The 21,867-nt window shown below is 70.4% G+C and carries 25 protein-coding genes; 13 read left to right on the forward strand and 12 right to left on the reverse strand.

Annotated features, from left to right (window positions below; translation table 11 throughout):
- Positions 1–32: 32 nt before the first annotated feature.
- The gene (locus ABZ396_RS25750; protein ID WP_358925662.1) at positions 33–548 is read right to left on the reverse strand and encodes a MarR family transcriptional regulator; all 516 of its coding nucleotides are present in this window, start codon (positions 546–548) and stop codon (positions 33–35) included.
- Between the two features lie 76 nt (positions 549–624).
- On the opposite strand from ABZ396_RS25750, the gene ABZ396_RS25755 reads away from it, so the two are divergent.
- Entirely contained in the window at positions 625–1,482 is an 858-nt protein-coding gene (locus ABZ396_RS25755) for an alpha/beta fold hydrolase (protein WP_358925660.1), read from the forward strand.
- A 24-nt stretch (positions 1,483–1,506) separates the two neighbouring features.
- Here the strand turns inward: ABZ396_RS25755 and ABZ396_RS25760 are convergent, their stop codons facing one another.
- Both ABZ396_RS25760 and ABZ396_RS25765 read right to left on the reverse strand, forming a co-directional pair.
- The gene (locus ABZ396_RS25760; RefSeq protein ID WP_358925658.1) at positions 1,507–2,205 is read right to left on the reverse strand and encodes a hypothetical protein; all 699 of its coding nucleotides are present in this window, start codon (positions 2,203–2,205) and stop codon (positions 1,507–1,509) included.
- 130 nt (positions 2,206–2,335) lie between these two features.
- Positions 2,336–2,704, reverse strand: coding sequence for an arsenate reductase family protein (locus tag ABZ396_RS25765; RefSeq protein ID WP_358925656.1), 369 nt, complete (start codon positions 2,702–2,704; stop codon positions 2,336–2,338).
- 261 nt (positions 2,705–2,965) lie between these two features.
- On the opposite strand from ABZ396_RS25765, the gene ABZ396_RS25770 reads away from it, so the two are divergent.
- Entirely contained in the window at positions 2,966–3,280 is a 315-nt protein-coding gene (locus tag ABZ396_RS25770; protein ID WP_358925654.1) for a hypothetical protein, read from the forward strand.
- Positions 3,281–3,465: 185 nt separating this feature from the next.
- Positions 3,466–4,806 carry a DUF2252 domain-containing protein gene (locus ABZ396_RS25775; protein WP_358925652.1) on the forward strand — a complete coding sequence of 447 codons (1,341 nt, stop codon included), beginning with the start codon at positions 3,466–3,468 and terminating at the stop codon, positions 4,804–4,806.
- Position 4,807: 1 nt separating this feature from the next.
- Here ABZ396_RS25775 and ABZ396_RS25780 read toward each other — a convergent pair whose 3' ends face one another.
- Positions 4,808–5,524, reverse strand: a complete 717-nt coding sequence (locus ABZ396_RS25780) for an alpha/beta fold hydrolase (RefSeq protein WP_358925650.1) — start codon at positions 5,522–5,524, stop codon at positions 4,808–4,810.
- A gap of 240 nt (positions 5,525–5,764) precedes the next feature.
- On the opposite strand from ABZ396_RS25780, the gene ABZ396_RS25785 reads away from it, so the two are divergent.
- Positions 5,765–6,049: a hypothetical protein gene (locus tag ABZ396_RS25785; RefSeq protein ID WP_358925648.1), complete on the forward strand. Its 285-nt coding sequence runs from the start codon at positions 5,765–5,767 to the stop codon at positions 6,047–6,049.
- Between the two features lie 18 nt (positions 6,050–6,067).
- Here ABZ396_RS25785 and ABZ396_RS25790 read toward each other — a convergent pair whose 3' ends face one another.
- From ABZ396_RS25790 to ABZ396_RS25805, 4 genes are all read right to left on the reverse strand, one after another.
- Positions 6,068–6,652, reverse strand: coding sequence for a hypothetical protein (locus ABZ396_RS25790; protein WP_358925672.1), 585 nt, complete (start codon positions 6,650–6,652; stop codon positions 6,068–6,070).
- Positions 6,653–6,654: 2 nt separating this feature from the next.
- Positions 6,655–7,575: a zinc metalloprotease HtpX gene (gene htpX / locus ABZ396_RS25795; protein ID WP_358925646.1), complete on the reverse strand. Its 921-nt coding sequence runs from the start codon at positions 7,573–7,575 to the stop codon at positions 6,655–6,657.
- 132 nt (positions 7,576–7,707) lie between these two features.
- Positions 7,708–8,097: a hypothetical protein gene (locus ABZ396_RS25800; RefSeq protein WP_358925644.1), complete on the reverse strand. Its 390-nt coding sequence runs from the start codon at positions 8,095–8,097 to the stop codon at positions 7,708–7,710.
- Between the two features lie 11 nt (positions 8,098–8,108).
- Complete coding sequence (locus ABZ396_RS25805) at positions 8,109–8,366, reverse strand: hypothetical protein (RefSeq protein WP_358925642.1); 258 nt, start codon at positions 8,364–8,366, stop codon at positions 8,109–8,111.
- A gap of 772 nt (positions 8,367–9,138) precedes the next feature.
- Here ABZ396_RS25805 and ABZ396_RS25810 point away from each other — a divergent pair.
- A complete protein-coding gene (locus ABZ396_RS25810) occupies positions 9,139–9,663 on the forward strand; it encodes a hypothetical protein (RefSeq protein WP_358925641.1) in 525 nt (174 codons plus the stop codon).
- A gap of 424 nt (positions 9,664–10,087) precedes the next feature.
- On the opposite strand, the gene glnA is transcribed toward ABZ396_RS25810, so the two are convergent.
- Entirely contained in the window at positions 10,088–11,497 is a 1,410-nt protein-coding gene (gene glnA / locus ABZ396_RS25815) for a type I glutamate--ammonia ligase (RefSeq protein WP_352223348.1), read from the reverse strand.
- Between the two features lie 211 nt (positions 11,498–11,708).
- Between glnA and ABZ396_RS25820 the strand changes: the two genes are divergently transcribed.
- Complete coding sequence (locus ABZ396_RS25820; protein ID WP_358925637.1) at positions 11,709–12,176, forward strand: RDD family protein; 468 nt, start codon at positions 11,709–11,711, stop codon at positions 12,174–12,176.
- A gap of 246 nt (positions 12,177–12,422) precedes the next feature.
- Here the strand turns inward: ABZ396_RS25820 and ABZ396_RS25825 are convergent, their stop codons facing one another.
- Entirely contained in the window at positions 12,423–14,063 is a 1,641-nt protein-coding gene (locus ABZ396_RS25825) for an FAD-dependent monooxygenase (RefSeq protein WP_358925635.1), read from the reverse strand.
- Between the two features lie 201 nt (positions 14,064–14,264).
- Here ABZ396_RS25825 and ABZ396_RS25830 point away from each other — a divergent pair, with 201 nt between their 5' ends.
- From ABZ396_RS25830 to ABZ396_RS25860, 7 genes are read left to right on the forward strand one after another with little or no spacing between them, the layout of a single operon-like run.
- Positions 14,265–15,326 carry a SchA/CurD-like domain-containing protein gene (locus ABZ396_RS25830; protein ID WP_358925633.1) on the forward strand — a complete coding sequence of 354 codons (1,062 nt, stop codon included), beginning with the start codon at positions 14,265–14,267 and terminating at the stop codon, positions 15,324–15,326.
- Positions 15,327–15,365: 39 nt separating this feature from the next.
- On the forward strand, positions 15,366–15,779 hold the full coding sequence (locus tag ABZ396_RS25835) for a cupin domain-containing protein (RefSeq protein WP_358925631.1): 414 nt from the start codon (positions 15,366–15,368) through the stop codon (positions 15,777–15,779).
- Positions 15,776–17,044: a beta-ketoacyl-[acyl-carrier-protein] synthase family protein gene (locus ABZ396_RS25840; RefSeq protein ID WP_358925629.1), complete on the forward strand. Its 1,269-nt coding sequence runs from the start codon at positions 15,776–15,778 to the stop codon at positions 17,042–17,044. Before ABZ396_RS25835 ends, ABZ396_RS25840 begins: the two co-directional genes overlap by 4 nt.
- Positions 17,041–18,285 (forward strand): ketosynthase chain-length factor, encoded by a 1,245-nt coding sequence (locus ABZ396_RS25845; RefSeq protein ID WP_358925627.1) that lies wholly within the window; start codon positions 17,041–17,043, stop codon positions 18,283–18,285. The genes ABZ396_RS25840 and ABZ396_RS25845 overlap by 4 nt, the downstream gene beginning before the upstream one ends.
- A gap of 45 nt (positions 18,286–18,330) precedes the next feature.
- Positions 18,331–18,582, forward strand: a complete 252-nt coding sequence (locus tag ABZ396_RS25850; RefSeq protein ID WP_358925625.1) for an acyl carrier protein — start codon at positions 18,331–18,333, stop codon at positions 18,580–18,582.
- 1 nt (position 18,583) lies between these two features.
- Positions 18,584–19,063, forward strand: a complete 480-nt coding sequence (locus ABZ396_RS25855) for an SRPBCC family protein (RefSeq protein ID WP_358925623.1) — start codon at positions 18,584–18,586, stop codon at positions 19,061–19,063.
- Between the two features lie 22 nt (positions 19,064–19,085).
- The gene (locus ABZ396_RS25860; RefSeq protein WP_358925621.1) at positions 19,086–19,418 is read left to right on the forward strand and encodes a TcmI family type II polyketide cyclase; all 333 of its coding nucleotides are present in this window, start codon (positions 19,086–19,088) and stop codon (positions 19,416–19,418) included.
- 78 nt (positions 19,419–19,496) lie between these two features.
- Here ABZ396_RS25860 and ABZ396_RS25865 read toward each other — a convergent pair whose 3' ends face one another.
- Both ABZ396_RS25865 and ABZ396_RS25870 read right to left on the reverse strand, forming a co-directional pair.
- A complete protein-coding gene (locus ABZ396_RS25865; RefSeq protein WP_358925670.1) occupies positions 19,497–20,492 on the reverse strand; it encodes a methyltransferase in 996 nt (331 codons plus the stop codon).
- Positions 20,493–20,607: 115 nt separating this feature from the next.
- Positions 20,608–21,690 (reverse strand): right-handed parallel beta-helix repeat-containing protein, encoded by a 1,083-nt coding sequence (locus ABZ396_RS25870; protein ID WP_358925619.1) that lies wholly within the window; start codon positions 21,688–21,690, stop codon positions 20,608–20,610.
- Positions 21,691–21,867: the final 177 nt, after the last annotated feature.

Here is a 21,867-nt window from a genome sequence, read left to right on the forward strand (position 1 = left end):
TTCCCGATCATTGCTCGAATGTGAACCCGGTGTTACCTGCTGGTTCTGTGGCGCGACTCACGTTGTGAGGACCGTTGGGGTGGGGTAGGCGGGGCATTTCGAGCATCGGCCGCGGCCTGTCGTACGCCCGTGAGGAAGCCCCGGATCGCGGCCAGTCCTGGCTCGTCGTACTCCCGCAGCAGCGCGGTCGAACAGTCGATGAGCGGCCCGAAGAAGGCCTGCCCGAGCTCGATCGCCCGCTCCTCCACCTCGATCACGACCCGGCGCCGGTCCCGCTCGCCACGCACCCGCCGGACATGCCCGGCCCGCTCCAGCCGGTCCACGGCGGCCGTGGTCCCCGCCGAGTTCAGCCCCAGCGCGGCCCCGAGCCGTCCGGCGGTCATCTCCTCGCTCGCACGCCGCGCGTCCATGAGGGCGACGAGAGCCCGTACGTCCGTCGGGTGCATGCCGTTCTGATGCGCGAACCGCGCGCTGTGCAGCCCGAGTTCGACCGTGACGGCGCGCAGCAGATGGACGATCTCCATCTCGGGACCGGTGTCGTCGGTCATGCCCGTCCGTCCCTTCGATTTCCCTCGCCGAAGAAGTATCTTGCTCAGCGAGATAATAGCGGAGGTGGGGGTCGTGATGGGTTCTTACGACAGTGAGAGCTTCCGGTTTGCGTACGACAAGGTGCTGGCGAAGTGGCCCGCCGACCGGGAGACGCTGACCGTCGGCACGCCCTTCGGGAACACCCACGTCAACGCCTGCGGCCCGCGCGAAGCACCCCCACTGCTCCTGCTGCCGGGCGGCGGCGGAGCGACCTCCGCCTCCTGGTACGCCCAGGCCGCCGACCTCGCCCGCACCCGCCGGGTCCTCGCCGTCGACCTGCCCGGGGCCCCCGGCCGCAGCGCCGACGCGGCCCCCGGACGCCACCCGCGTACGGTCGCCGATCTCGCCGTCTGGCTGGACGCGCTCCTCGACGGCCTGGGCGTGGCGCGGACGGACATCGGCGGACACTCCTACGGCGGCTGGATCGCCCTCCATCACGCACTGCGGGCGCCCACCCGGATCCGCCGCCTGTTCCTCCTCGACCCGACCCAGTGCCTGGCCGGGTTCAAGACGGCGTATCTGCTCCATGCCCTGCCGATGCTGCTGCGGCCCACACCCGCGCGGGTCCGCGCGTTCCTGAAGTGGGAGACCGGGGACGCTGTCCTCGACCCCGACTGGCTCCGTCTCCAGGAGGCGGCCGCCGGCTTCCCCGCCGCGAAGCCGGTGACCGGGCCGCGCCCGGCGCCCGAGGCGCTGCGTGGCCTGAACGCGCCGGTCCTGCTGCTCGTGGCCGCGAACAGCAGGACACATGACGCGCACTCGCTGGTGGACCGGGCCCGTGAGCTGCTGCCGCACGCGGAGGCCGACATCCTCCCGGACGTCTCCCACCACGCACTGCCGCACTCCGCACCCGCGGGGCTGGCCCGCCGTCTCACCGGTTTCCTCAACGGCTGAAGGCGCCGGCGGTCGGGTGCGGCCTCACCCCACCTTCTCGATCAGGGCACGGCGGATCAGGAATTTGCCGGGCTCGCGGACCTGTTCGAAGGCCGCGTTGTTGAGCAGTGCGCAACTGCCGGAGACCGACCTGACCTTCACGGTCGTGGACTTGTTGTTGTCCAGGTTGGTGACCTTCAGTGTGGTTCCCGCGGGGAACTGGTTGCTGGAGGCCGCCGGGGCACCGGCTTCGCCGGAGAGCGTGACGGTCGAGCCGTTGCAGACCTGCTGACCCGAGGCGGCCGCGCCGCCGGTACCGGCACCGGCGGCGGACTGGGTGGGCGTCGCCGTGGCGGTCTGCCGGCCGGTCTGGCCGGTCTGGCCCGTCTGCGCGCCGTTCGCCGCCTGGGAGCCCTGAGCCGACTCCCCAACGACACAACCGGACGCCTTCTGCTGGACCTTGATCTGGGCGATCACCGCTTCGCGGTTGGTGATCCGGGCCGCCGACTGGGCGTCCGGGTTCGCCTTCTGGTCCGCGATGAACTTCTCGTTGTTGCCGAGGGCGGTGGCCAGCCCCTGGCAGACCGTCGAGTCCGCGGCCGACGACAGCGTCTTCGCGTTCTGCGGGGTCTGCGCGGCGTTCGAGGTGGACGCCAGGGCGAAGGCCCCGCCGCCCGCCACCGCCGCGGCACTGACGAGCAGTGCGATCTTCTTCTTGGCGCTGACAGTTCTCCTACGCGACATGCGCGCCTCCTGAGAGGGGTGGGGGAGCGTACGCCGCTATGTACGAGATACCGAACGCGGTTACTCAGTGGTGACAGGAGTCATTGAAGTAACTTGTGTCACACAGGAGTTGAGGCCGGCTCACCTCCTGTCACCTCCGGCTCCTGGCCAGCGCTTCCCGCACGGCCTCGTCGGTGCGGGCGACAAGTGCCGTCCCGTCGTCCGCGGTGATGATCGGCCGCTGGATGAGCTTCGGGTGCTCGGCGAGGGCCGTGATCCAGCGGTCGCGCGCCGTCTCGTCCCGCGCCCACTCCTTCAGCCCCAGCTCCTTCGCCACCGCCTCCTGGGTGCGGGCGATCTCCCAGGGTTCGAGCCCGAGCCGTTCCAGTACGGCCCTGATCTCGCCCTCGCTCGGCACGTCCTGCAGATAGCGGCGGACGGTGTAGTCGGCCCCCTCGGCGTCGAGCAGGCCGATCGCGGTACGGCACTTCGAGCAGGCCGGGTTGATCCAGATCTCCATACCGGCCACGGTAGCCGTCGCGTGAGCCTGTTCGGATCCGGCCACGCCCGAGGGGCCGGCGGCTGGCCGTGTTCGAATTTCTGGCGCCCCATGCGCACCATCCGGAACCGCTGAACCGGGACCGTAATTCCCGCTGCCACCAGCTGCTTTGACGGATCGTTCAGGATCCCGATTGTCAGTGGCGGCCGGTACACTGGACACAGTGTTCGAGAGAGTCGCCGGGATGTCCGGGGGCACTCTGACCGCGACAGGAGGATGCCTGTGCCCGCTGCCGCACTGAAGCCGAAGCCGTTGCCGACCCAGTCCACCGCGAAGCGTGCCGTCCTGCTCGACTCGCCCTACGCGCCGGTGGAGAAGCGCCCGCTGCCGGCCGGGCGGCCACGCGAGTGGTACGTCACGCACAACCGCCGCCTCAAGGCCATGCGCCTCGCCATCGCCCTGCTCGACTCCGGCGTCTACCTGCCCAACCAGGCGCGCGACGAGACGATCCGGAGCACGGCGGAGCGCATCGGTGTCCATCCGCCGTCGGACATGACGTGCCACATGGTGCGGGCGCTGATGCGATATTCGCGCTGAGCCGATGGTGCCGGGTGCCGTGTGTTCGACGCGGTGCCCGGCGCCTTCGCCGCTGACGGCTGCCGCCCCGGACCCCCACTCGACCGTCACCCGTTCGCTGGTCCCGGCATGCGGACCCCCCTTCGTACGCCCTTCACTGCGATCAGCAGGTGACGAAGGGAGCAGTCGACACAGGGGAGCGCCGTATGCCCACACCCGCCGAGCGTGCCGCCCGTGGCAAGGCCGCCCGCAAGCGCGCACCCCGCTCCGCGCACGCCTTCTGGCTGCCCTCCGTCGACCGGCCCGACCCCGTCGCCGTACTGGAGTGGCAGGGTCGTGACCGGGTGCCCGAGCTGCTGCCCATCCGGTACGGGCGGATGGCCGCCTCGCCCTTCGCGTTCCTGCGCGGCGCTGCCGCCGTCATGGCCGCGGACCTGGCCGCCCAGCCGCACACCGGGCTCACCGTGCAGCTGTGCGGTGACGCGCACCTGTTGAACTTCGGGCTCTACGCCTCCCCGGAGCGGACCCTGCTCTTCGACCTCGACGATTTCGACGAGACGTTCCCCGGGCCCTTCGAATGGGACGTCAAACGGCTCGCCGCCTCGGTCGCCGTCGCCGCCCGGGAGAACGGGCACGGCGAGGTGCGGGCGCGGGCGGTGACCCGGGCGGCGGCGGCCGCCTACCGGACGACGATGCGGCGGCTGGCGGGGCTCGGGGAACTCGCCGTCTGGTACGAGCGGATCGACGCCGACGGCCTGAGGTCCCTCGTGGGTTCCGCGCGCCGCCGGCACCGGACCGAGGACAGCCTCACCCGGGCCCGGCGCCGCACCAGCCTGCATGCGCTCGGCAAGCTCACCGAGGTGGTCGGCGGCCGGCGCCGCATCATCCGCGACCCGCCGCTCATCGAACCCGCCGGCGCCTCCGACATGGCCTCGCTGCGCAAGATCTTCAGCGACTACCGCTCCACCCTCACCGAGGAGCGCCGGCTCCTCCTCGACCGCTACCGCTTCGTCGACGCGGCCCGCAAGGTCGTCGGCATCGGCAGTGTCGGCACCCGCTGCTTCATCGTGCTGCTGGCCGGCCGGGACGCCGACGACCCGCTGTTCCTGCAGATCAAGGAGGCCCGGAAGTCCGTACTGGAGCAGCATCTGCCGAGCGGGCCGTACTCCCACCCGGGCCAGCGGGTCGTCGCGGGGCAGCGGCTGCTGCAGGCCGCCGGGGACATGTTCCTCGGCTGGATGACCGGCCCCCAGGGCCGCGCCTTCTACTGGCGGCAGCTGCGTGACATGAAGGGCTCCGCCGAGATCGCCGCCATGGACCCGAAGTGCCTGCGCATCTACGCCGCCCTGTGCGGCATGACCCTGGCACGCGCCCACGCCCGCTCCGGTGACCGCATCGCCATCGCCGCCTACCTGGGCGGCACCGACACCTTCGACCACGCGATCACCGACTTCGCCCTCGCCTACGCCGACCAGACCACCACCGACCACGCCACCCTCGACGCGGCCGTCACGGCGGGCGTGCTGACGGCGGCGCAGGGGATCTGAGTCAGAACTGCCGTTCCAGGAGCAGCGCCACGAACTCCCGCCGGTCTTCGGCGTGGTCATGGAACCACAGACCCAACCGGTGCTCGGCGTCCGGGAGTTCGAAGCGGGTGTACCGGGACCGGGCAGCCAGGGCGTCCTGGACGGCCGCGGTCACCGCCGGGGGGATCACCGCGTCCGTGCCGGGGACCGCGAGCACCGCCCGGCCCTCGTACGTCCGCAGTACCTCCAGCGCGGGTGACCTGCGCCAGGCGTCCGGGGTGCGGATGATCTCCGTGAACCGGCCGGTCCCGTCACCGAACGTCACGTCCCACGCGTCCGGCGCGTACACCGCCGGCGAGCACAGGCCGATGGCCGACACGCGCTCGCCGTAGCGTCGTACGAGATCCGCGACCGTCTGGCCGCTCATGCTGAACCCCACCAGGATCAGGGGGCCGCCCGGCGGCACCTGGGTGTCGATCACCGCCGTCGCCTGCTCGTAGCGGCGGCGCAGGCTCAACTCGCCCAGTGCGCCGGTGCTTTCGCCGTGCCCCGAGAAGTCGAAGGCCAGGGTGTGGCAGCCGTGGCCGGTGAACTCCGCCAGCAGCGGCCGTAGTCGCTTCTCGCTGCCGTTGCCCGCGCCGTGCAGCAGGACGACGGTCGGGCCGGCCGCGCCGTCCGCCCGGACCCCGCGGAGCAGTTCGCCGTCGTACTCGTGGGTGAAGTCGGTGAGTTCAGCCATGCCGCACATTCACTCATGCGGTCGCCCTCACGCGGTCGCTCCCGAAAACGAGATGCACACCCGGTGACCGGATCCCTACGCTGGACACGCGTAGCGGAGCCGTCCACCACCGCTTTCCGAAGGTGCGACCGCACTCTGGAGACTCGGGGCTACTCTGCTACGCACCGACGGACGGCCGCCCGTCCCCCGCGTGCCGTCGGATCCGTCGACCGCTCACACACCACGCCACGGAGGCCCGTCATGGGCACCATCGTCCTATCAGGGACTGTCGTCCTGGTCATCCTCGGATTCGGAAACCACAACTGGTGGCTCGCCGCCGTCGCCCTGCTCTTCCTGTACGTGCACTACGGGCGGGGCTCGTCGTCGGCATCCTCGTCGGGCGGTCCGTCCGGCGGGGCAGGGGGCGCGCCGAACGACTACAAGACGTACCGCGACCGCCGTGACCGCCAGGCCAAGTGGGAGCGCCGCTACCGTCGCGAGCGCCCCCTGGAGTTCCGGCGTCAGAAGCGGGAGAAGGGCCAGTAAGCCGCTGTCCCCGGCCGGTCAGAGGCCTGGGGCACCCCACACCGGGAACCAGCGGCTGAGGTCCTGCTCGGTCCTCAGGTCGTTCGCGAGGGCCGCCTTCACCTGCAACTCCAGTGCGCTGTCCCGCCGTTCACCGGATCCGGGCAGTGGCGCGAAGGGGTAGAACGTCGCCCGCTTGTAGAGATAGACGAGCGCGAGCCCGCGCCCGCGCTCGTCCTCGAAGGAGGCCAGGGAACACAGCAGCTGCGGGCCGAAACCGTTGACCTCCATCGAGCTGTTCACCGCGTGCAGGTCGTTGACGAGCTGCGGAAGCTGGTCGGGGGTGCGCCGTGAGACCAGCCAGGAGTAGCCGTAGTCGTCCTGATGCAGCTCGACCGGAGAGCCGTTGCGATCGGCGTCCGCGTCGAGGAGCGCCTGGACCTCCCGGTGGGTCTGTTCGAAGGCCGCGCCCTCCACGGTGGCGAAGCACACCGCGCCCACGCCGGTCGGTGTGAACCCGGCCGCCGCCTCCAGGGTCACCGCCGCCGACGGCAGTGCAAACAGCTGGTCGAGGTCGGGGGCGACGGGCCTGGTCCGGCCGAGCAGGATGTCCAGGAACCCCATGCTCACCCGGCCTTCCCGGGCGTCGCCGCCTCACCCAGCTCCGCCGAGATCCGCCCCAGCTGCTCAAGCCGCGCTTCCAGGGTCGGGTGGGTGGAGAAGAAGCGCTCGATGCCGGGCTCCTTGCCGGTCGCCGGGGTGAAGTAGAACGCGTTGAAGGCCTGGGCCGTACGCAGGTCCTTGGTCGGGATCCGGGCGATGTCACCGGAGACCTTGGTGAGTGCCGACGCCAGCGCGGAGGGCCGGCCGGTGAGATGGGCGGCCGCCCGGTCGGCGGCCAGCTCCCGGTACCGGGACAGGGCCCTGATCAGCAGGAAGCTGATCGCGTACACGGCCGCGGAGACCCCGATGACGACGGCGAACACGGCCGCGGTGTTCTGGTCCCGCCTGCCCCCGCCGAAGATCTGCGAATAGAAGGCGAACCGCACGATCAGCCCCGCGATCACACCCAGGAAGGACGCGACCGTGATCACGGCGACGTCCTTGTGCGCCACGTGCGACAGCTCGTGCGCGAGCACACCCTCCAGCTCCGCGGGCTCCAGCCGCCGCAGCAGCCCCGTGGTCACACAGACCACGGCATGATCGGGATTCCGCCCGGTGGCGAACGCGTTCGGCATATCCATCTCGGACACCGCGACCACGGGTTTCGGCATGTCGGCGATGGCACACAGCCGGTCCACCACCGCATGCAGCTCGGGATACTCCTCCCGCTCCACGACCCGCCCGCGCATGGCGAACATCGCGATCCGGTCGGAGAACCAGAACTGCGCCACGAACATCGCGCCCACCAGTACGACGACCAGCAGCCACGACTTCAGCAACACGATCAACGCGGCAACGAAGCCCACGTACAACAACCCGAGCAAGAACAGCGTGACCGTCATTCGTACGGTCAGCCGCCGGTCGCGCCGGAAGCGGCTCTGCATCTGCAATCACCCCGCAGTCAGGCACTCGTCCCGCTGTCCAGTGTGCACCTGCCGGGGGCAATGAGGCGGTCCCGAACGTCCCTAGTCGCGGCAAAGGCTCCCTGTGCGAACCGAGGCCCGGCCCAGGGCCCGTCACCCAGCGGCATCGGACTGGTCCACGACCTCGGCGAAGTAGGGCCAGCCATCCACTTCGAGGTTCTGTTCCAGCGGCCGGATGTCCGGAACAGGCGCCGCGGCCTCGAGCAGACTCCGAGCCGTTCCCGGCTCGTAGAGGTTCAGCCAGTTGCGGTCGGGGAGGCGTATGACCGTGCCCGCCTCGAAGTACGTGTTGGAAACGATTCTGTCCGCCGCTGGGGCGAAGACCAGGGACAGCCGGCGTCGAGCGCCCTGCGTCGGCGCCTCCATGAAGAAGGAGAGCGTCAGACGGCAGTCGGCGTAGTCAGGTCTCACCCGCTGCCGGACGGTCCAGTACCAGACGGTCCCGTCCGCCACGAGGCGGCGGAGACGCCGATCGTTGCGCACGTCGAGGCGCCCTAGTACGGCGAGCGGGTCTGCAGATACCCCAGCAGCACGATCACCGCCGCCACACACCCCAATACCAGAGCCGTAGACACCCACGACGACCGCCGAGGCTCCACCGGCCCGGGATCCGCCCGGAACGGCGCCGGGTCCGGTGGGTTCTCCTTCCAGCGTGCGGCCAGCATCCGGGCCCGCGCGGACGGCTCCCTGTGCTCCGCCTGCTCGGCCCACCGCAGGTCGAACTCCCGCTCTTCGCCATCCTGTTGGGACATCACGGTTCCCCCCGTCTCGAACATGAGTACACACGTACGATACGACGGCGCCCCCGCCCTGAGAAAGCAGGAACGGGGGCGTCGAGGGCCAGGAACAGCGCCTGTCACACGTCGAAGAAGTTGTAGCGACGCTACCTCGGAGCCCTGTTCGCAAGGACGCTCTGACCAGCCGGAACGTTGTCGTTGTCTGTCGTTGTTGGTCGCCGCCGGCCAACGTCGGACGGCCCATAGACGGCCCAGCGGGGGCTACGGCGGTTTTCAAGACCAGCCTGATTCGCGAGGCCAGACAGGCTTTGACCTGCATCTTAGAAAGGTTGAGTCACTCGGTCCGGCCTATGTTGGCCAGAGGACGGCCGCAGGAGCAGTGGATTGACTCGGCGGGACGTCACGAGGAGAAGCCCGGCCCGAGGTCAAGCAAGTGCTACTGGCCCAAGGCACACCGGGGGCCCACGCGCCCGACCTGCCCGGGCCGGCCGCGGTGGCTCCGCCGTTCGGCTGATTGGTGGGCGCTTTCGTGGAGCCATGCGCCGCCTTGATCGTTTGCCGTGCCGTACTGGGGAGGCTGGCGGTGTGCGTTGCTGACCTCACTTGTCGGGTCCGCCGTGCGTGCGGCGCCGACCGGCCGTACGTCCGTCGGCCAGGGCAGCGGCCGGGAGAGTGCCGTGGCAGCCCATGAAGACGAAAGGGCTTGGCGAAGATGAATGCAAGAGCACGTCTGAAGGCAATCGCAGGGGCAGTCAGCGACCGCAGATGGCTGTGCGCCTCCGCTGCGATGACGCTTGCGCTGGTCGTGGGCCCCGGCTCCGCCGTGGCGGCCGAGCGCGGATCCGGCGGGCCCGCGTGCCCGATCATGCAGCAGACGGTCCCGAGTGCGACCGTCCAGGTCCCGGCGCAGGCCGGTCCCACCGGCTTCCCCGGGGCCACGCACGAGGTCGACACGGGCGTGTGCGTGCGCCGCTCCGTTACGGTCACGGCGACCGGGGCGATCGGGGTCTATGGCACGCAAGTGACGTACGGGCCGCAAGGTGACACCACGACGACCGCGGGGCCGGGGTTCGTCCTGCAGGGCGTGCCCAAATGGTCGCTGATCGGCCGGATCGGGAACGGGCCGTGGCAGTACATCGGGGCGGGACCGACGACGCTGGTGGGTCGCGGTGAGCTGTACCTCGCGGTGAACGACGACTTCTTCTCCGACAACAGCGGATCCTTCACGGCGAACATCTCGCAGTGCGGCTGCGGTGACCCTTTCTGGGCGGCGATGGACGCGCTGGCCGAATGGCGGCCTTTCAGCGCGTAGTGGTTGCGGACTCCGCCTGGTTGCTTGCTTCGGACTGATCAACGACGGACCCCGGCACGTAAGCAGAGGGGCGGCACCCTGTGCGGGGGTGCCCCTCGGTGCATCATCTGCGGAGACTGTCAACCCAAGTCGCCGACCCAGCCGACGAACTTCCGTCGGGCGGTCGCTTCGCTCTGCCACCAGCCGTGCTGCACTGGCCGACCGCCGGAGGCGAGCAACAGGTGGTAGCGGCAGCTGGTCATGCGAGGCGGATCCCCCGGGATCGTCCCCGCACCCGGACGATCGGTCCCTTCGCTTCCACAGGACAGCCCGCGGCGCGGGCCCGAAACAGGCCGTCGGCCGCGCCCTTCCAGCGAGGAAGAACACGGCCGACGGCCCACACACGGCTCAGGGGAGCGGATACCCGCTCTGACCTGGGGCGATATCACACGTCGAAGTACAGCTCGAACTCGTGCGGGTGCGGGCGCAGCTGCAGCGGGGCGATCTCGTTGGTGCGCTTGAAGTCGATCCACGTCTCGATCAGGTCGGACGTGAAGACGTCACCGGCGAGCAGGAACTCGTGGTCGCGCTCCAGGGAGTCGAGGACGGCCGGGAGGGAGGTCGGGACCTGCGGGACACCCGCGTGCTCCTCGGGGGCCAGCTCGTAGAGGTCCTTGTCGATCGGCTCGGCAGGCTCGATCTTGTTCTTGATGCCGTCCAGACCCGCGAGGAGCAGGGCCGAGAAGGCGAGGTACGGGTTGCCGGAGGAGTCGGGCGCGCGGAACTCGACGCGCTTGGCCTTCGGGTTGGAACCCGTGATCGGGATACGCATCGCAGCCGAGCGGTTGCGCTGCGAGTACACCAGGTTCACCGGGGCCTCGAAGCCGGGCACGAGGCGGTGGTACGAGTTCACGGTGGGGTTGGTGAAGGCCAGCAGCGACGGGGCGTGCTTCAGGATGCCGCCGATGTAGTAGCGGGCGGTGTCCGACAGGCCCGCGTAGCCGGCCTCGTCGTAGAACAGCGGGTCGCCGTTGGCCCACAGCGACTGGTGCACGTGCATGCCCGAGCCGTTGTCACCGAAGATCGGCTTCGGCATGAAGGTCGCGGTCTTGCCGTTGCGCCAGGCCACGTTCTTCACGATGTACTTGAAGAGCTGCAGGTCGTCGGCCGCGGCGAGCAGCGTGTTGAACTTGTAGTTGATCTCCGCCTGGCCGGCGGTGCCCACCTCGTGGTGCTGGCGCTCGACCTTCAGGCCGGCCTTGTCCAGCTCCAGGGAGATCTCGGCGCGCAGGTCGGCGAAGTGGTCGACCGGCGGGACCGGGAAGTAGCCGCCCTTGTAGCGGACCTTGTAACCACGGTTGTCCTCCAGGGCGCCGGTGTTCCAGGCACCCGCCTCGGAGTCGATGTGGTAGAAGGACTCGTTCGCGGTGGTCGCGAAGCGGACGGAGTCGAAGACGTAGAACTCGGCCTCGGGGCCGAAGTACGCGGTGTCCGCGATACCGGTCGACGCGAGGTACGCCTCCGCCTTCTTCGCCACGTTGCGCGGGTCACGGGAGTACTGCTCGCCCGTGATCGGGTCGTGGATGAAGAAGTTGATGTTGAGCGTCTTGTCGCGGCGGAAGGCGTCGACCCGGGCGGTCGACAGGTCCGCGCGCAGCGCCATGTCGGACTCGTGGATCGCCTGGAAACCGCGGATCGAGGATCCGTCGAAGGCGAGCTCGTCATCCGGGTCGAACGCCTCGACGGGCACCGTGAAGTGCTGCATGACGCCCGGCAGGTCGCAGAACCGGACATCGACGAACTTGACGTCCTCGTCCGCGATGAACTTCTTGGCCTCGTCGGCGTTCTGGAACATCCAGCTCCTCCTACTCCCGGCCGTTCCCGTGCCGGGGTGGTAGTTCGTTCGTGCGGCCAGTGCGGTGGCACACGCTGTCCTCGACCCTAGGGACGGGTGATTTCTCGGGCGTGACCCATTTGTTTCGCTGAAGTTAACCGGCCTTGTTCCACGGTAGCCCCAGGGCACCCCGCCGGACCCCGGCCGTTTGCCCGGGCAGTACCGTGGGCGGGTGGACAACAGGCAAGCAATGGGATCGTGGCTCTCGGGGCCCCGGGCGGCCATGGAAGAGGCCGGTGCGGAGTTCGGGTACAGGGGCGAGCAGCTCGGTCTGCCGGAGGACGGGCCGGGCTCCATCGCCCGCCCGGGCCGGCGGCTCGGCGCGCTGGTCGTGGACTGGGCGCTGTGCGTGTTGATCGCATACGGCCTGATCACCGACGGCTACAGCCCGGCCACCAGCAACTGGGCGCTCCTCGTCTTCTTCATCCTGGAGATCCTGACCGTCGGTACGGTCGGCTTCACGCCGGGTAAGCGGCTGTTCCGGCTGCGGGTGGTCGGCGTCGGGACGGGGCGGGTGCAGCCGTTGCGCGCGCTGGTCCGCACGGTGCTGTTGTGCCTCGCGGTCCCGGCGCTGGTGTGGGACCGGGACGGCAGGGGGCTGCACGACCGGCTGGCGAAGACGGTAGAGGTCCGTATCTGAGGCGAGGGCTGGGCTACGTCGCCCAGTGGTCTGCCGGGTTCTGCTTCGTCGGCGGCTGCGGCCCGGCGGGTGCTGGTCGCGCAGTTCCCCGCGCCCCTAAAGGGGCGCTTCAGCCGCGGGCAGTCGTGCCTCCCCCAGTGCCTTAAAGGCCTGGGAGGTGCCCCCAGGGCGGCACGGGTGGGCGCGGGCGGCACCCCGCCGGCGCCGGTGAGCGGACACACCCCCCTCGCCAGCCCCCACTCCGGCTCACCTCCTCCGCAGCACCCGCGTCAGCACGTCCCTCAGCTCTCCCTCCGGGTCGGGCACCGCGCCCTCCGAGCGCCACGCCACGAACCCGTCCGGCCGTACCAGCACCGCGCCGTCCGCCGTCGTGCCGTGCGCCGCGGCCCAGTCGGTGGCCTCCCCGTCGTACGCAAGATCGCCCGCCGCCCCGATCCGGTACGTGTCCAGTCGTAGCCTCTCCGTGTCGGCGATCCGGCGGGCGGCCGCATGCCACACCCCGCCCGCCACCGAGCCCGCGTCGCTGAGCAGCACCAGGGACCGCTCGTACAGGTCGAGCGTCGAGAGCCGTTCGTCCGCGCGGCGCAGCCACAGGTGGGGGGCCCGGCTGCCCGGCTGGCCGGTCAGGTTCATCCCATCGGGTACGACCGGCTGACCGAGGTCGGCGCCGACGACCGCGCCCTTCAGGTACCGGTAGCCGAGGACGACGTTGAGGATGCCGGCGCGTTTTCCGGCGCCGATGCCGGGCGCGGGCGCGAAGCCCGGGTGGCTGTGTTCCACCGAGCGGGCCGAGGCGCGGGCGCTGGTGGCGAGGGCGACCGGGCGGCGCTCGGTGTCGTAGGACTCCAGCAGCCCGGGGCCGGCCCAGCCGTCGAGGACGGCCGCCAGCTTCCACGCCAGGTTGTGGGCGTCCTGGATGCCGGTGTTGGAGCCGAACGCGCCGGTCGGGGACATCTCGTGCGCGGAGTCGCCCGCCAGGAAGACCCGCCCGGACGCATACCGTTCGGCGACCCGTTCGGCGGCCCGCCAGGAGGCCCGGCCGGTGACCTCGACGTCGAGGTCGGGGACGCCGACGGCCCGGCGGATGTGCCGGGTGAGGCGTTCCTCGGTGAACTCGTCGAGGGTTTCGCCGCGTTCGGGGTGCCACGGGGCGTGGAAGACCCAGCGCTCCTTGTTGTCGACGGGCAGCAGCGCGCCGTCGGCCTCTGAGTCGGTGAGGTAGCAGCAGATGAAGCGGCGGTCCCCGACGGTGTCCGCGAGCAGCTTCGAACGGAAGGTGATGCTGACGTTGGCGAACAGGTCGCCGGGACCCGTCTGGCCGATGCCGAGCCGGCCCCGGACCGGGCTGCGCGGGCCGTCGGCGGCGACCAGGTAGTCCGCTCGGACGGTGTACATCCGGTCGGAGTCACGGTCGCGGATGTACGCCGTCACTCCTTCGGGGCCCTGTTCGAAGGACTCCATCTCGTGGAAGTAGCGCAGGTCGCCGGTGAGGGATTCGGCCGCCTGGCGAAGCACCGGCTCCAGGTCGTTCTGGCTGCACAGGCACCAACCCGTAGGGCTGGACTTCGCGAGTCCGCCTCCCGGGTCGATCTCCTTGAACAGCCACTCGCCGGCGTCGCCGACCAGGGTCGGGGTCTGCACGATGCCGTGGTTCTCGGCGAGGAGTGAGGCGGCGGACCTGATGTCGGACTCGATGCCGGCTTTCCGAAACAGCTCCATCGTCCGCACGTTGTTGCCCCGGCCGCGTGGGTGGATCGAGGTCCCGGAGTGCCGTTCGACGAGCATGTGGCGGACGCCTAGACGGCCCAGGAAGAGGGACATGGACAGGCCCACGAGGGAGCCGCCCACGACGAGGACGGGGACCTGGTGATCGGTTCTCTGCTGCATCGGGCACTCCAGGGGCGGGTGGTGGTGCGTCAGGTGCGTCGGAACTTGCATGCCCCTCGGGAGGGGTTCCGCGTGCTCAATCACCCACCTGGTTCACGCGAGTCGCGCGCTTCGGAGGACCGGCACAGGATCAAAAAGCGCTGACGCCGCGTCATCGGCGGAGGCGTAGGCCGCTGCCCCCGTGAAGGAGATGTGCGAAGCATGACGACGATCTCGGAACAGGTTTCGGAAAAGTTGACCCGCCCGGTGTCGAAGCGGGTCTCCCAGACCGTCTTCGACGGCTCCCAGCTCCGGGTCGTCCTGCTGGTGGACGTCTACGACGGCGCGGAGCAGCAGTTCCTGGAGGCCTACGAGCAGCTGTGCAACCAGGTCGCCCAGGTGCCCGGCCACGTCAGCGACCAGCTCTGCCAGTCGATCGAGAACCCCTCGCAGTGGCTGATCACCAGCGAGTGGGAGAGCGCCCCGCCGTTCCTCGCCTGGGTGAACAGCGAGAAGCACGTGGAGATGGTGAAGCCGCTGCACAACTGCGTGCGCGACACCCGTTCGCTGCGCTTCCACGTCGTACGCGAGACCGGCGGGCCGGCGGCGGACGCCGTGCGCGTCCTGCAGACCGAGCCGCGGATGGGCGACGGCGTGATCCGCCACGCGCTCACCTTCACGGTACGGCCGGGCAGCGAGGCCGAGGTCGCGAAGATCCTGGCGGACTACGCCTCGCCCCAGGCGGAGGTGGACGCCTCCACCCGCCTGTGCCGCACCTCCCTGTTCATGCACGGCAACCGGGTCGTGCGGGCCATCGAGGTGCGCGGTGACCTGATGGCCGCCCTGCGCCATGTCGCCCGGCAGCCCGAGGTGCGGGCCGTCGAGGAGGCCATCAACCCCTATCTGGAGCAGGACCGCGACCTCGACGACCCGGAATCCGCACGGGTGTTCTTCACCCGGGCGGCGCTGCCGGCCGTGCACCGCGTCGGCGCCGAGGAGCTGGCCGACGGCGACCGCCACGCGCTGTACTACCCGGTCCGCCCGGGCTGCGGGATGCGGCTCGCGGAGCTGCTCGCGCAGCAGGACGAGGCCGCGGCCGAGGACCCGGCGAGCCCGGTGCTGCACAGCACGGTCTTCCAGCGCGACGACGTCGTCGTACGGCTGGTCGAGCAGCGGCCCGGCACGCCCGTGGACGCCACCCCGGCCCATGCGCTGACCGCGCTGCTGGACGGCGACACGGTGCGGATGCGGCTCCTGACCGACCGCCGCTCGCCGGACGCCTGACCCCCACCACCGCCGGATCACACTCACGGAGGAACAGTGATGAAGCCCATTCCGAAGATCGTGGACCTCAGCGAGGTCGAGCCCAACACGCGGCGCGGCGGCGATGTGCGCGCCATGCTCACCCCGGCCACGGTGGGTTCCACCAGCGGTTTCATGGGTGTGGCCATCGTGCAGCCAGGCGACCGCATCGCCGAGCACTACCACCCGTACTCGGAGGAGTTCGTGTACGTGGTCTGCGGTGACATGGAAGTCGACCTGAACGGCGAGCCGCACCAGCTGCGGCCCGAGCAGGGGCTGATGATCCCCATCAACATGCGCCACCGCTTCCGCAACGTGGGCAATGCAGAGGCCCGGATCGTCTTCCACCTCGCCCCGCTGGCCCCGCGCCCGAGCCAGGGTCACGTCGACACGGAGGAGACGGAAGCCGTCGCCGTGGGGCAGGTCCGGTCGTGACCCGGCGCGTGGCGGTTACGGGCATAGGCATCGTGGCTCCGGGGGGTGTGGGCGTACCGGCGTTCTGGGACTTGCTCGCCGCCGGCCGGACCGCGACGCGCGGCATCACCTTCTTCGACCCCTCCGGCCTCAGGTCGCGGATCGCCGCCGAGTGCGACTTCGACCCGGCGGCGCACGGCCTGGACGCCGAGGAGATCGAGCGGGCGGACCGTTACATACAGTTCGCCCTGGTCGCCGGTGACGAGGCGGTCCGGGACTCCGGTCTCGACCTCGGCCGGGAGGACCCCTGGCGCATCGGGGTCTCCCTGGGCACGGCGGTCGGCGGCACCACCCGTCTGGAGCACGACTACGTCCTGGTGAGCGCCGGGGGCCAGCGCTGGGACGTGGACCACCGGCAAGCGGGGTCCCAGCTGCACCGGGCGTTCTCGCCGAGCACCCTCGCCTCCGCGGTGGCGGAACGTTTCGGCGCCCAGGGTCCGGTGCAGACCGTCTCCACCGGCTGCACCTCGGGCCTGGACGCCGTCGGCTACGCCTTCCACACCGTGCAGGAGGGCCGCGCCGACGTCTGCATCGCCGGTGCCTCGGACTCCCCGATCTCCCCGATCACCATGGCTTGCTTCGACGCGATCAAGGCCACCTCCTCGAACAACGACGACCCCGAGCACGCCTCGCGCCCCTTCGACAACCGCCGTGACGGGTTCGTCATGGGCGAGGGCGGCGCGGTGCTCGTCCTGGAGGAGCTGGAGCACGCCAAGGCCCGCGGCGCGCACATCTACTGCCAGCTCGACGGCTACGCCACCTTCGGCAACGCCTACCACATGACCGGCCTCACCAGCGAGGGCCTGGAGATGGCCCGGGCCATCGAGACCGCCCTCGACCACGCCCGCCTCGACCCCACCGCCATCGACTACGTCAACGCGCACGGCTCCGGCACCCGGCAGAACGACCGCCACGAGACCGCGGCCGTGAAGAAGGCGCTCGGACAGCACGCGTACAGCACGCCCATGAGCTCCATCAAGTCGATGGTGGGCCACTCGCTCGGCGCCATCGGCGCGATCGAGGTCGTCGCCTGCGTGCTCGCCCTGGCCCACCAGGTCGTCCCGCCCACCGCGAACTACGAGACCCCTGACCCCGAGTGCGACCTCGACTACGTGCCGCGGGTCGCCCGCGAACGGCCCCTGGGCGGCGTCCTGTCCGTGGGCAGCGGGTTCGGCGGCTTCCAGTCCGCGGTGATCCTGACCCGGCCGAGAGGAAGGACACGATGAGCGGATCCCGTCCTCGGCGGGCTGCCGTCACCGGCATCGGTGTCGTCGCGCCCAACGGAACCAGCACCGAGACCTTCTGGAAATCCGTCCAGGAGGGACGCAACGTCCTCGACAAGGTGACCCGCGACGGCTGCGAGCACCTGCCCATGAAGGTGGCCGGAGAAGTCCGCGACTTCGACCCGGCGGCCGCCGTCGAGGAACGCCTCATCGTCCAGACCGACCGCTTCACGCACTTCGCGATGGCCGCGGCCGACCTGGCTCTCGAAGACGCCCGGATCGGCCGCGGCGACACCGAGGGCTCGCCGTTCGACATCGGAGTGGTCACCGCGGCCGGCTCCGGCGGCGGCGAGTTCGGCCAGCGCGAGCTCCAGCAGCTGTGGGGCAAGGGCAGCCGGTTCGTCGGCCCCTACCAGTCCATCGCCTGGTTCTACGCGGCCAGCACCGGCCAGATCTCCATCCGGCGCGGCTTCAAGGGACCCTGCTCGGTGGTCGCCGCCGACGAGGCCGGCGGCCTGGACGCCCTGGCACACGCCGCCCGAGCGGTGCGGCGCGGCACGGACGTCATCGTGGCCGGCTCCACCGAGGCGCCGATAGCTCCGTACTCGGTGGTCTGCCAGCTCGGCTACGAGGAGCTCAGCCGGGAGACCGACCCGAGCCGCGCCTACCGCCCGTTCACCAAGCAGGCCTGCGGATTCGTGCCGGCCGAGGGCGGCGCCATGCTCGTCGTGGAGGACGTCGGCTCGGCCCGGGAGCGCGGGCTGCCGGTGCGGGCCACCCTCGACGGCCACGCGTCCACCTTCACCGGCGCCTCCCGCTGGGCCGAGACGAGGGCCGGGCTCGCCCAGGCGATCCGCGGTGCCCTCGCCGAGGCCGGCTGCGCCCCGGAGGAGATCGACGTGGTCTTCGCCGACGCCCTCGGCGTCCCGGCGGCCGACCGGGCGGAGGCGCTGGCCATCACCGACGTCCTCGGCGCGCACGGCAGGCGGGTGCCCGTCACCGCGCCCAAGGCCGGGATCGGCCGGGGGTACTGCGCGGCCCCCGTCCTGGACACCGCCGCCGCGGTGCTCGCCATGGAACACGGCCTGATCCCGCCGACCCCGGGTGTCTACGACATCTGCCACGACCTCGATCTCGTGACGGGCAGCGCCCGTGCCGCCGCACCACGCACGGCGCTGGTCCTCAGCCGGGGACTCATGGGGTCGAACTCGGCACTCGTGCTGCGCCACGGCGCGACCGGGTGAGCCGGAGAAAACCAGCTGCCCAGCAGCCAAGAAGGAGGAGTCCCTATGAGCATCACCCTGGACGAACTGTCCGAACTCATGAAGAAGGCCGCCGGCGTCACCGTCTCCCCGGCCGACCTGCAGGACCGGTGCGACACCGGCTTCGACGCCTTCGGTGTCGACTCGCTCGGCCTGCTCGGCATCGTCGGCGAGCTGGAGAACCGGCACGGCGTGCCCATGCCGGTGGACGCCGAGCGGTGCAAGACCCCTCGCCAGTTCCTCGACCTCGTCAACAGCGCCATGCCCGCGGGAGCCTGACATGACCGGACACACCCAGAACGAGATCACCATCGCCGCGCCCGTCGACCTGGTCTGGGACATGACCAACGACGTGGCCAACTGGCCTCAGCTGTTCAGCGAGTACGCCAGCGCCGAGATCCTCTCCGAGGAGGGCGACAAGGTCACCTTCCGGCTGACCATGCACCCCGACGAGAACGGCAAGGTGTGGAGCTGGGTCTCCGAGCGCGAGACCGACCGCCCCAACCTGTGCGTGCGGGCCCGCCGGGTGGAGACCGGCCCCTTCGCGCACATGAACATCCGCTGGCAGTACGAGGAAGTGCCGGCCGGCACCCGGATGGTCTGGGTCCAGGACTTCGCGATGAAGCCGGAAGCCCCCGTCGACGACGACTGGATGACCGACAACATCAACAAGAACTCCAAGCTCCAGATGGCCCTGATCCGCGACAGGATCGAGAAGGCGGCCACCGGACGGCGCCCCGACCCGGCCCTGGCCGACTGAGCCGGACGACAGGAGAGACACCGTGCACCAGGCCCTGATCGTCGCCCGTATGGCACCGGGCTCCGCCCCCGACATCGCGAAGGTGTTCGCGGAGTCCGACCGGGGAGAGCTGCCGCACCTCGTCGGGGTGGTCCGGCGCAGCCTCTTCCAGTTCGGTGATGTGTACATGCACCTCATCGAGTCCGAGCGCGAGCCGGGACCGGCCATCGCGAAGGTCACCTCGCACCCCGAGTTCAGGGGCGTCAGCGACCGTCTCCAGGCGTACGTCAGCGCGTACGACCCGGAGACCTGGCGCTCCCCGAAGGACGCGATGGCCCAGCGCTTCTACCTCTGGGAGCGCGACGGCGGCGCGTGAACCGTCGTACCGCCGTACGCCGAAGGTGCCGGGCCCGCGCAGAACGCGGGTCCGGCACCGGCCTGTCCGGTGCCCGCCTCAGGCGGGCACCGTGCACTCGAAGGCGTGCAGATACGGGTTGACCGGCCGCATGTCGTTGACGCTCAGCCCCGCCTCGGCCAGCCGGCGCACCATGCTGTCGGTGGTGTGCTTGGCCCCGCCCACGTTCAGGAGCAGCAGCAGGTCCATGGCGGTGCTGAACCGCATCGACGGGGTGTCGTCGACGAGGTTCTCGATGACCACGACCCGGGCACCCGGACCGCCCGCCGCGACCACGTTGGCGAGCAGCCGCGCGGTGGACTCGTCGTCCCACTCCAGGATGTTCTTGATGATGTAGACGTCCGCGCCGACCGGCACGGCCTCCCGGATGTCACCCGGCACGATGCGCGCCCGGTCCTCCAGGTCGCCGCCCGGGCGCAGCCGCGGCAGGGCCTTCTCCACCACCTTCGGGAGATCCAGCAGATAGCCCTTCATCGCCGGGTACTTGTCCAGCAGACAGGCCACCACATGCCCCTGGCCGCCGCCGAGGTCCGCGACCGACCGGCAGCCCGACAGGTCGAGCAGTGCGGCGACCTCACGGGCCGACTGCTCGCTGGAGGTGGTCATCGCCCGGTTGAAGACGTCCGCCGACTCCGGCGCGTCCTCGTTGAGATAGACGAAGAACTCCTTGCCGTAGAGGTCCTCGACGACGTTACGGCCGCTGCGCACGGCCTCGTCGAGCTTCGGCCAGGCGTCCCAGGTCCATGGTTCGGTGCACCACAGGGCGATGTAGCGCAGGCTGTGCGGGTCGTCCTCGCGCAGCAGCCGGGAGGTCTCGGTGTGGGCGAACGTCCCGTCCGGCCGCTCGGCGAAGACGCCGTAGCAGGACAGGGCGCGCAGCAGCCGGCCCAGCGGCCTGGGGTCGGTCTTCACCGCGGAGGCCAGGCTCTCCACGGTCATCGGGGCGTCCCCGAGCGCGTCGGCGACGCGCAGCCGGGCGGCCGCGCGGACGGCGGCGGCACAGGCCGCCCCGAACACGAGCTCGCGCAGCCGCATCGACGGCGGCGGTGCGGCCTGCGCCTGCGCCGCCTGCGGCGCCGCCGGGAGGTCGCGTGCTGGTGCGGTCATGTGGCGCCTTCCTTCCTTCTGGGGGTGTCGTACGGCCGTCAGGTCAGCACAGACCGGCGGGCTTGGACTTCTTGCAGGTGTTTTCCCTGAAGGTGTTGCCGCGCTTGGTGGCTTCCTGGTTGATCAGGTCGGCGGGGGCGTTGCCCGACAGTTTGTTGCGGGTGATCTGGTTCTTGTCGCTGGTGGCGCCCACGAAGCTCCTGTACAGCACGACACCGCCCGACAGCGGGGACTTGCCGGAGTTGCCGGTGATCACGTTCCCGGTCACCAGGGTGTTCTCGGCGCCGGTCAGCACGATGCCGGAGCCCTGCAGGAAGGCCAGCCGGGCGGTCTTCTTGCAGTACTTGTTGTTCTTCACGATCTGGTTGTCGGCGATGGTCAGACGACCGGCCTTCGGCTTGTTCTCGTCACCGACGACGAGCACGCCCGCGCAGTTTCCGGTGACCGAGTTGTCCGAGACGGTCAGGTTGCGCAGCCGGCGCACGGTGACGCCGATCCGGTTCTTCTCCAGGAGGTTGTGGTCGACCACCGTGCCGTCGGTGTCGGTGGCGCCCTTCTCCGTCGTGATGGAGTTGGCGAGGAACAGGCCCGCGTCGCCGTTGCTCCGGGCGACGTTGTTCCGGTAGGCGCTGTGCACCGAGCGCTCCTCGGCGAGGCCCCACAGCCCGTTCTTCACGGCGGCCACGCCGTGCACGTTCAGGTTGGCGGCGCCGACGGCCATGACGCCGGCCCGGGAGAACCCGGTCACGGTCATCCAGGCGACGGTGACGTCCTCGACGGGCCGGCTCTTGGCGCCGACCACGCAGATGCCGTTGCCCATCTCGGCGCAGGACTTCTGGGCGGCCTTCTTCGTGGTGCTCTTCGCCTTCTTGGCCGGCTGGAGCACGGTGGCCGGGCCCACACCGCGCAGGGTGAGTCCAGGCGTGGTCATCTTGACGCTCTCGTGGTACGTGCCGGCCTGCAGGAGGACGGTGTCGCCGGACCCGGCGGCGTTCACGGCCTTCTGGATCGACTCACCCGGATACACCACCAGGGTGCGGTGAGCGGAGGACGCCGGAGCGGCGCCGAGGAGCGAGCCGCACAGGGCGGCGGCACAGGTGAGGTATGTGATATGGCGTTTTGTCACATTTGGAAGGCTAGGAGCAGATGACCCGATTACCCGCTGGATGCTCCGTTCAGCGGCGTGTCATCCCGGCCGCGGAAAACCCCGCCGGAAACGACGAAGGCGCGGTGGTCGCCCCACCGACGAGCACGGCGAACTTCTCTACCCGGGCTACCAGTTGCGCGGCTCCGAGCTGAACTG

This window comes from Streptomyces sp. NPDC005866 (assembly GCF_040629895.1).
GTDB lineage: Bacteria > Actinomycetota > Actinomycetes > Streptomycetales > Streptomycetaceae > Streptomyces.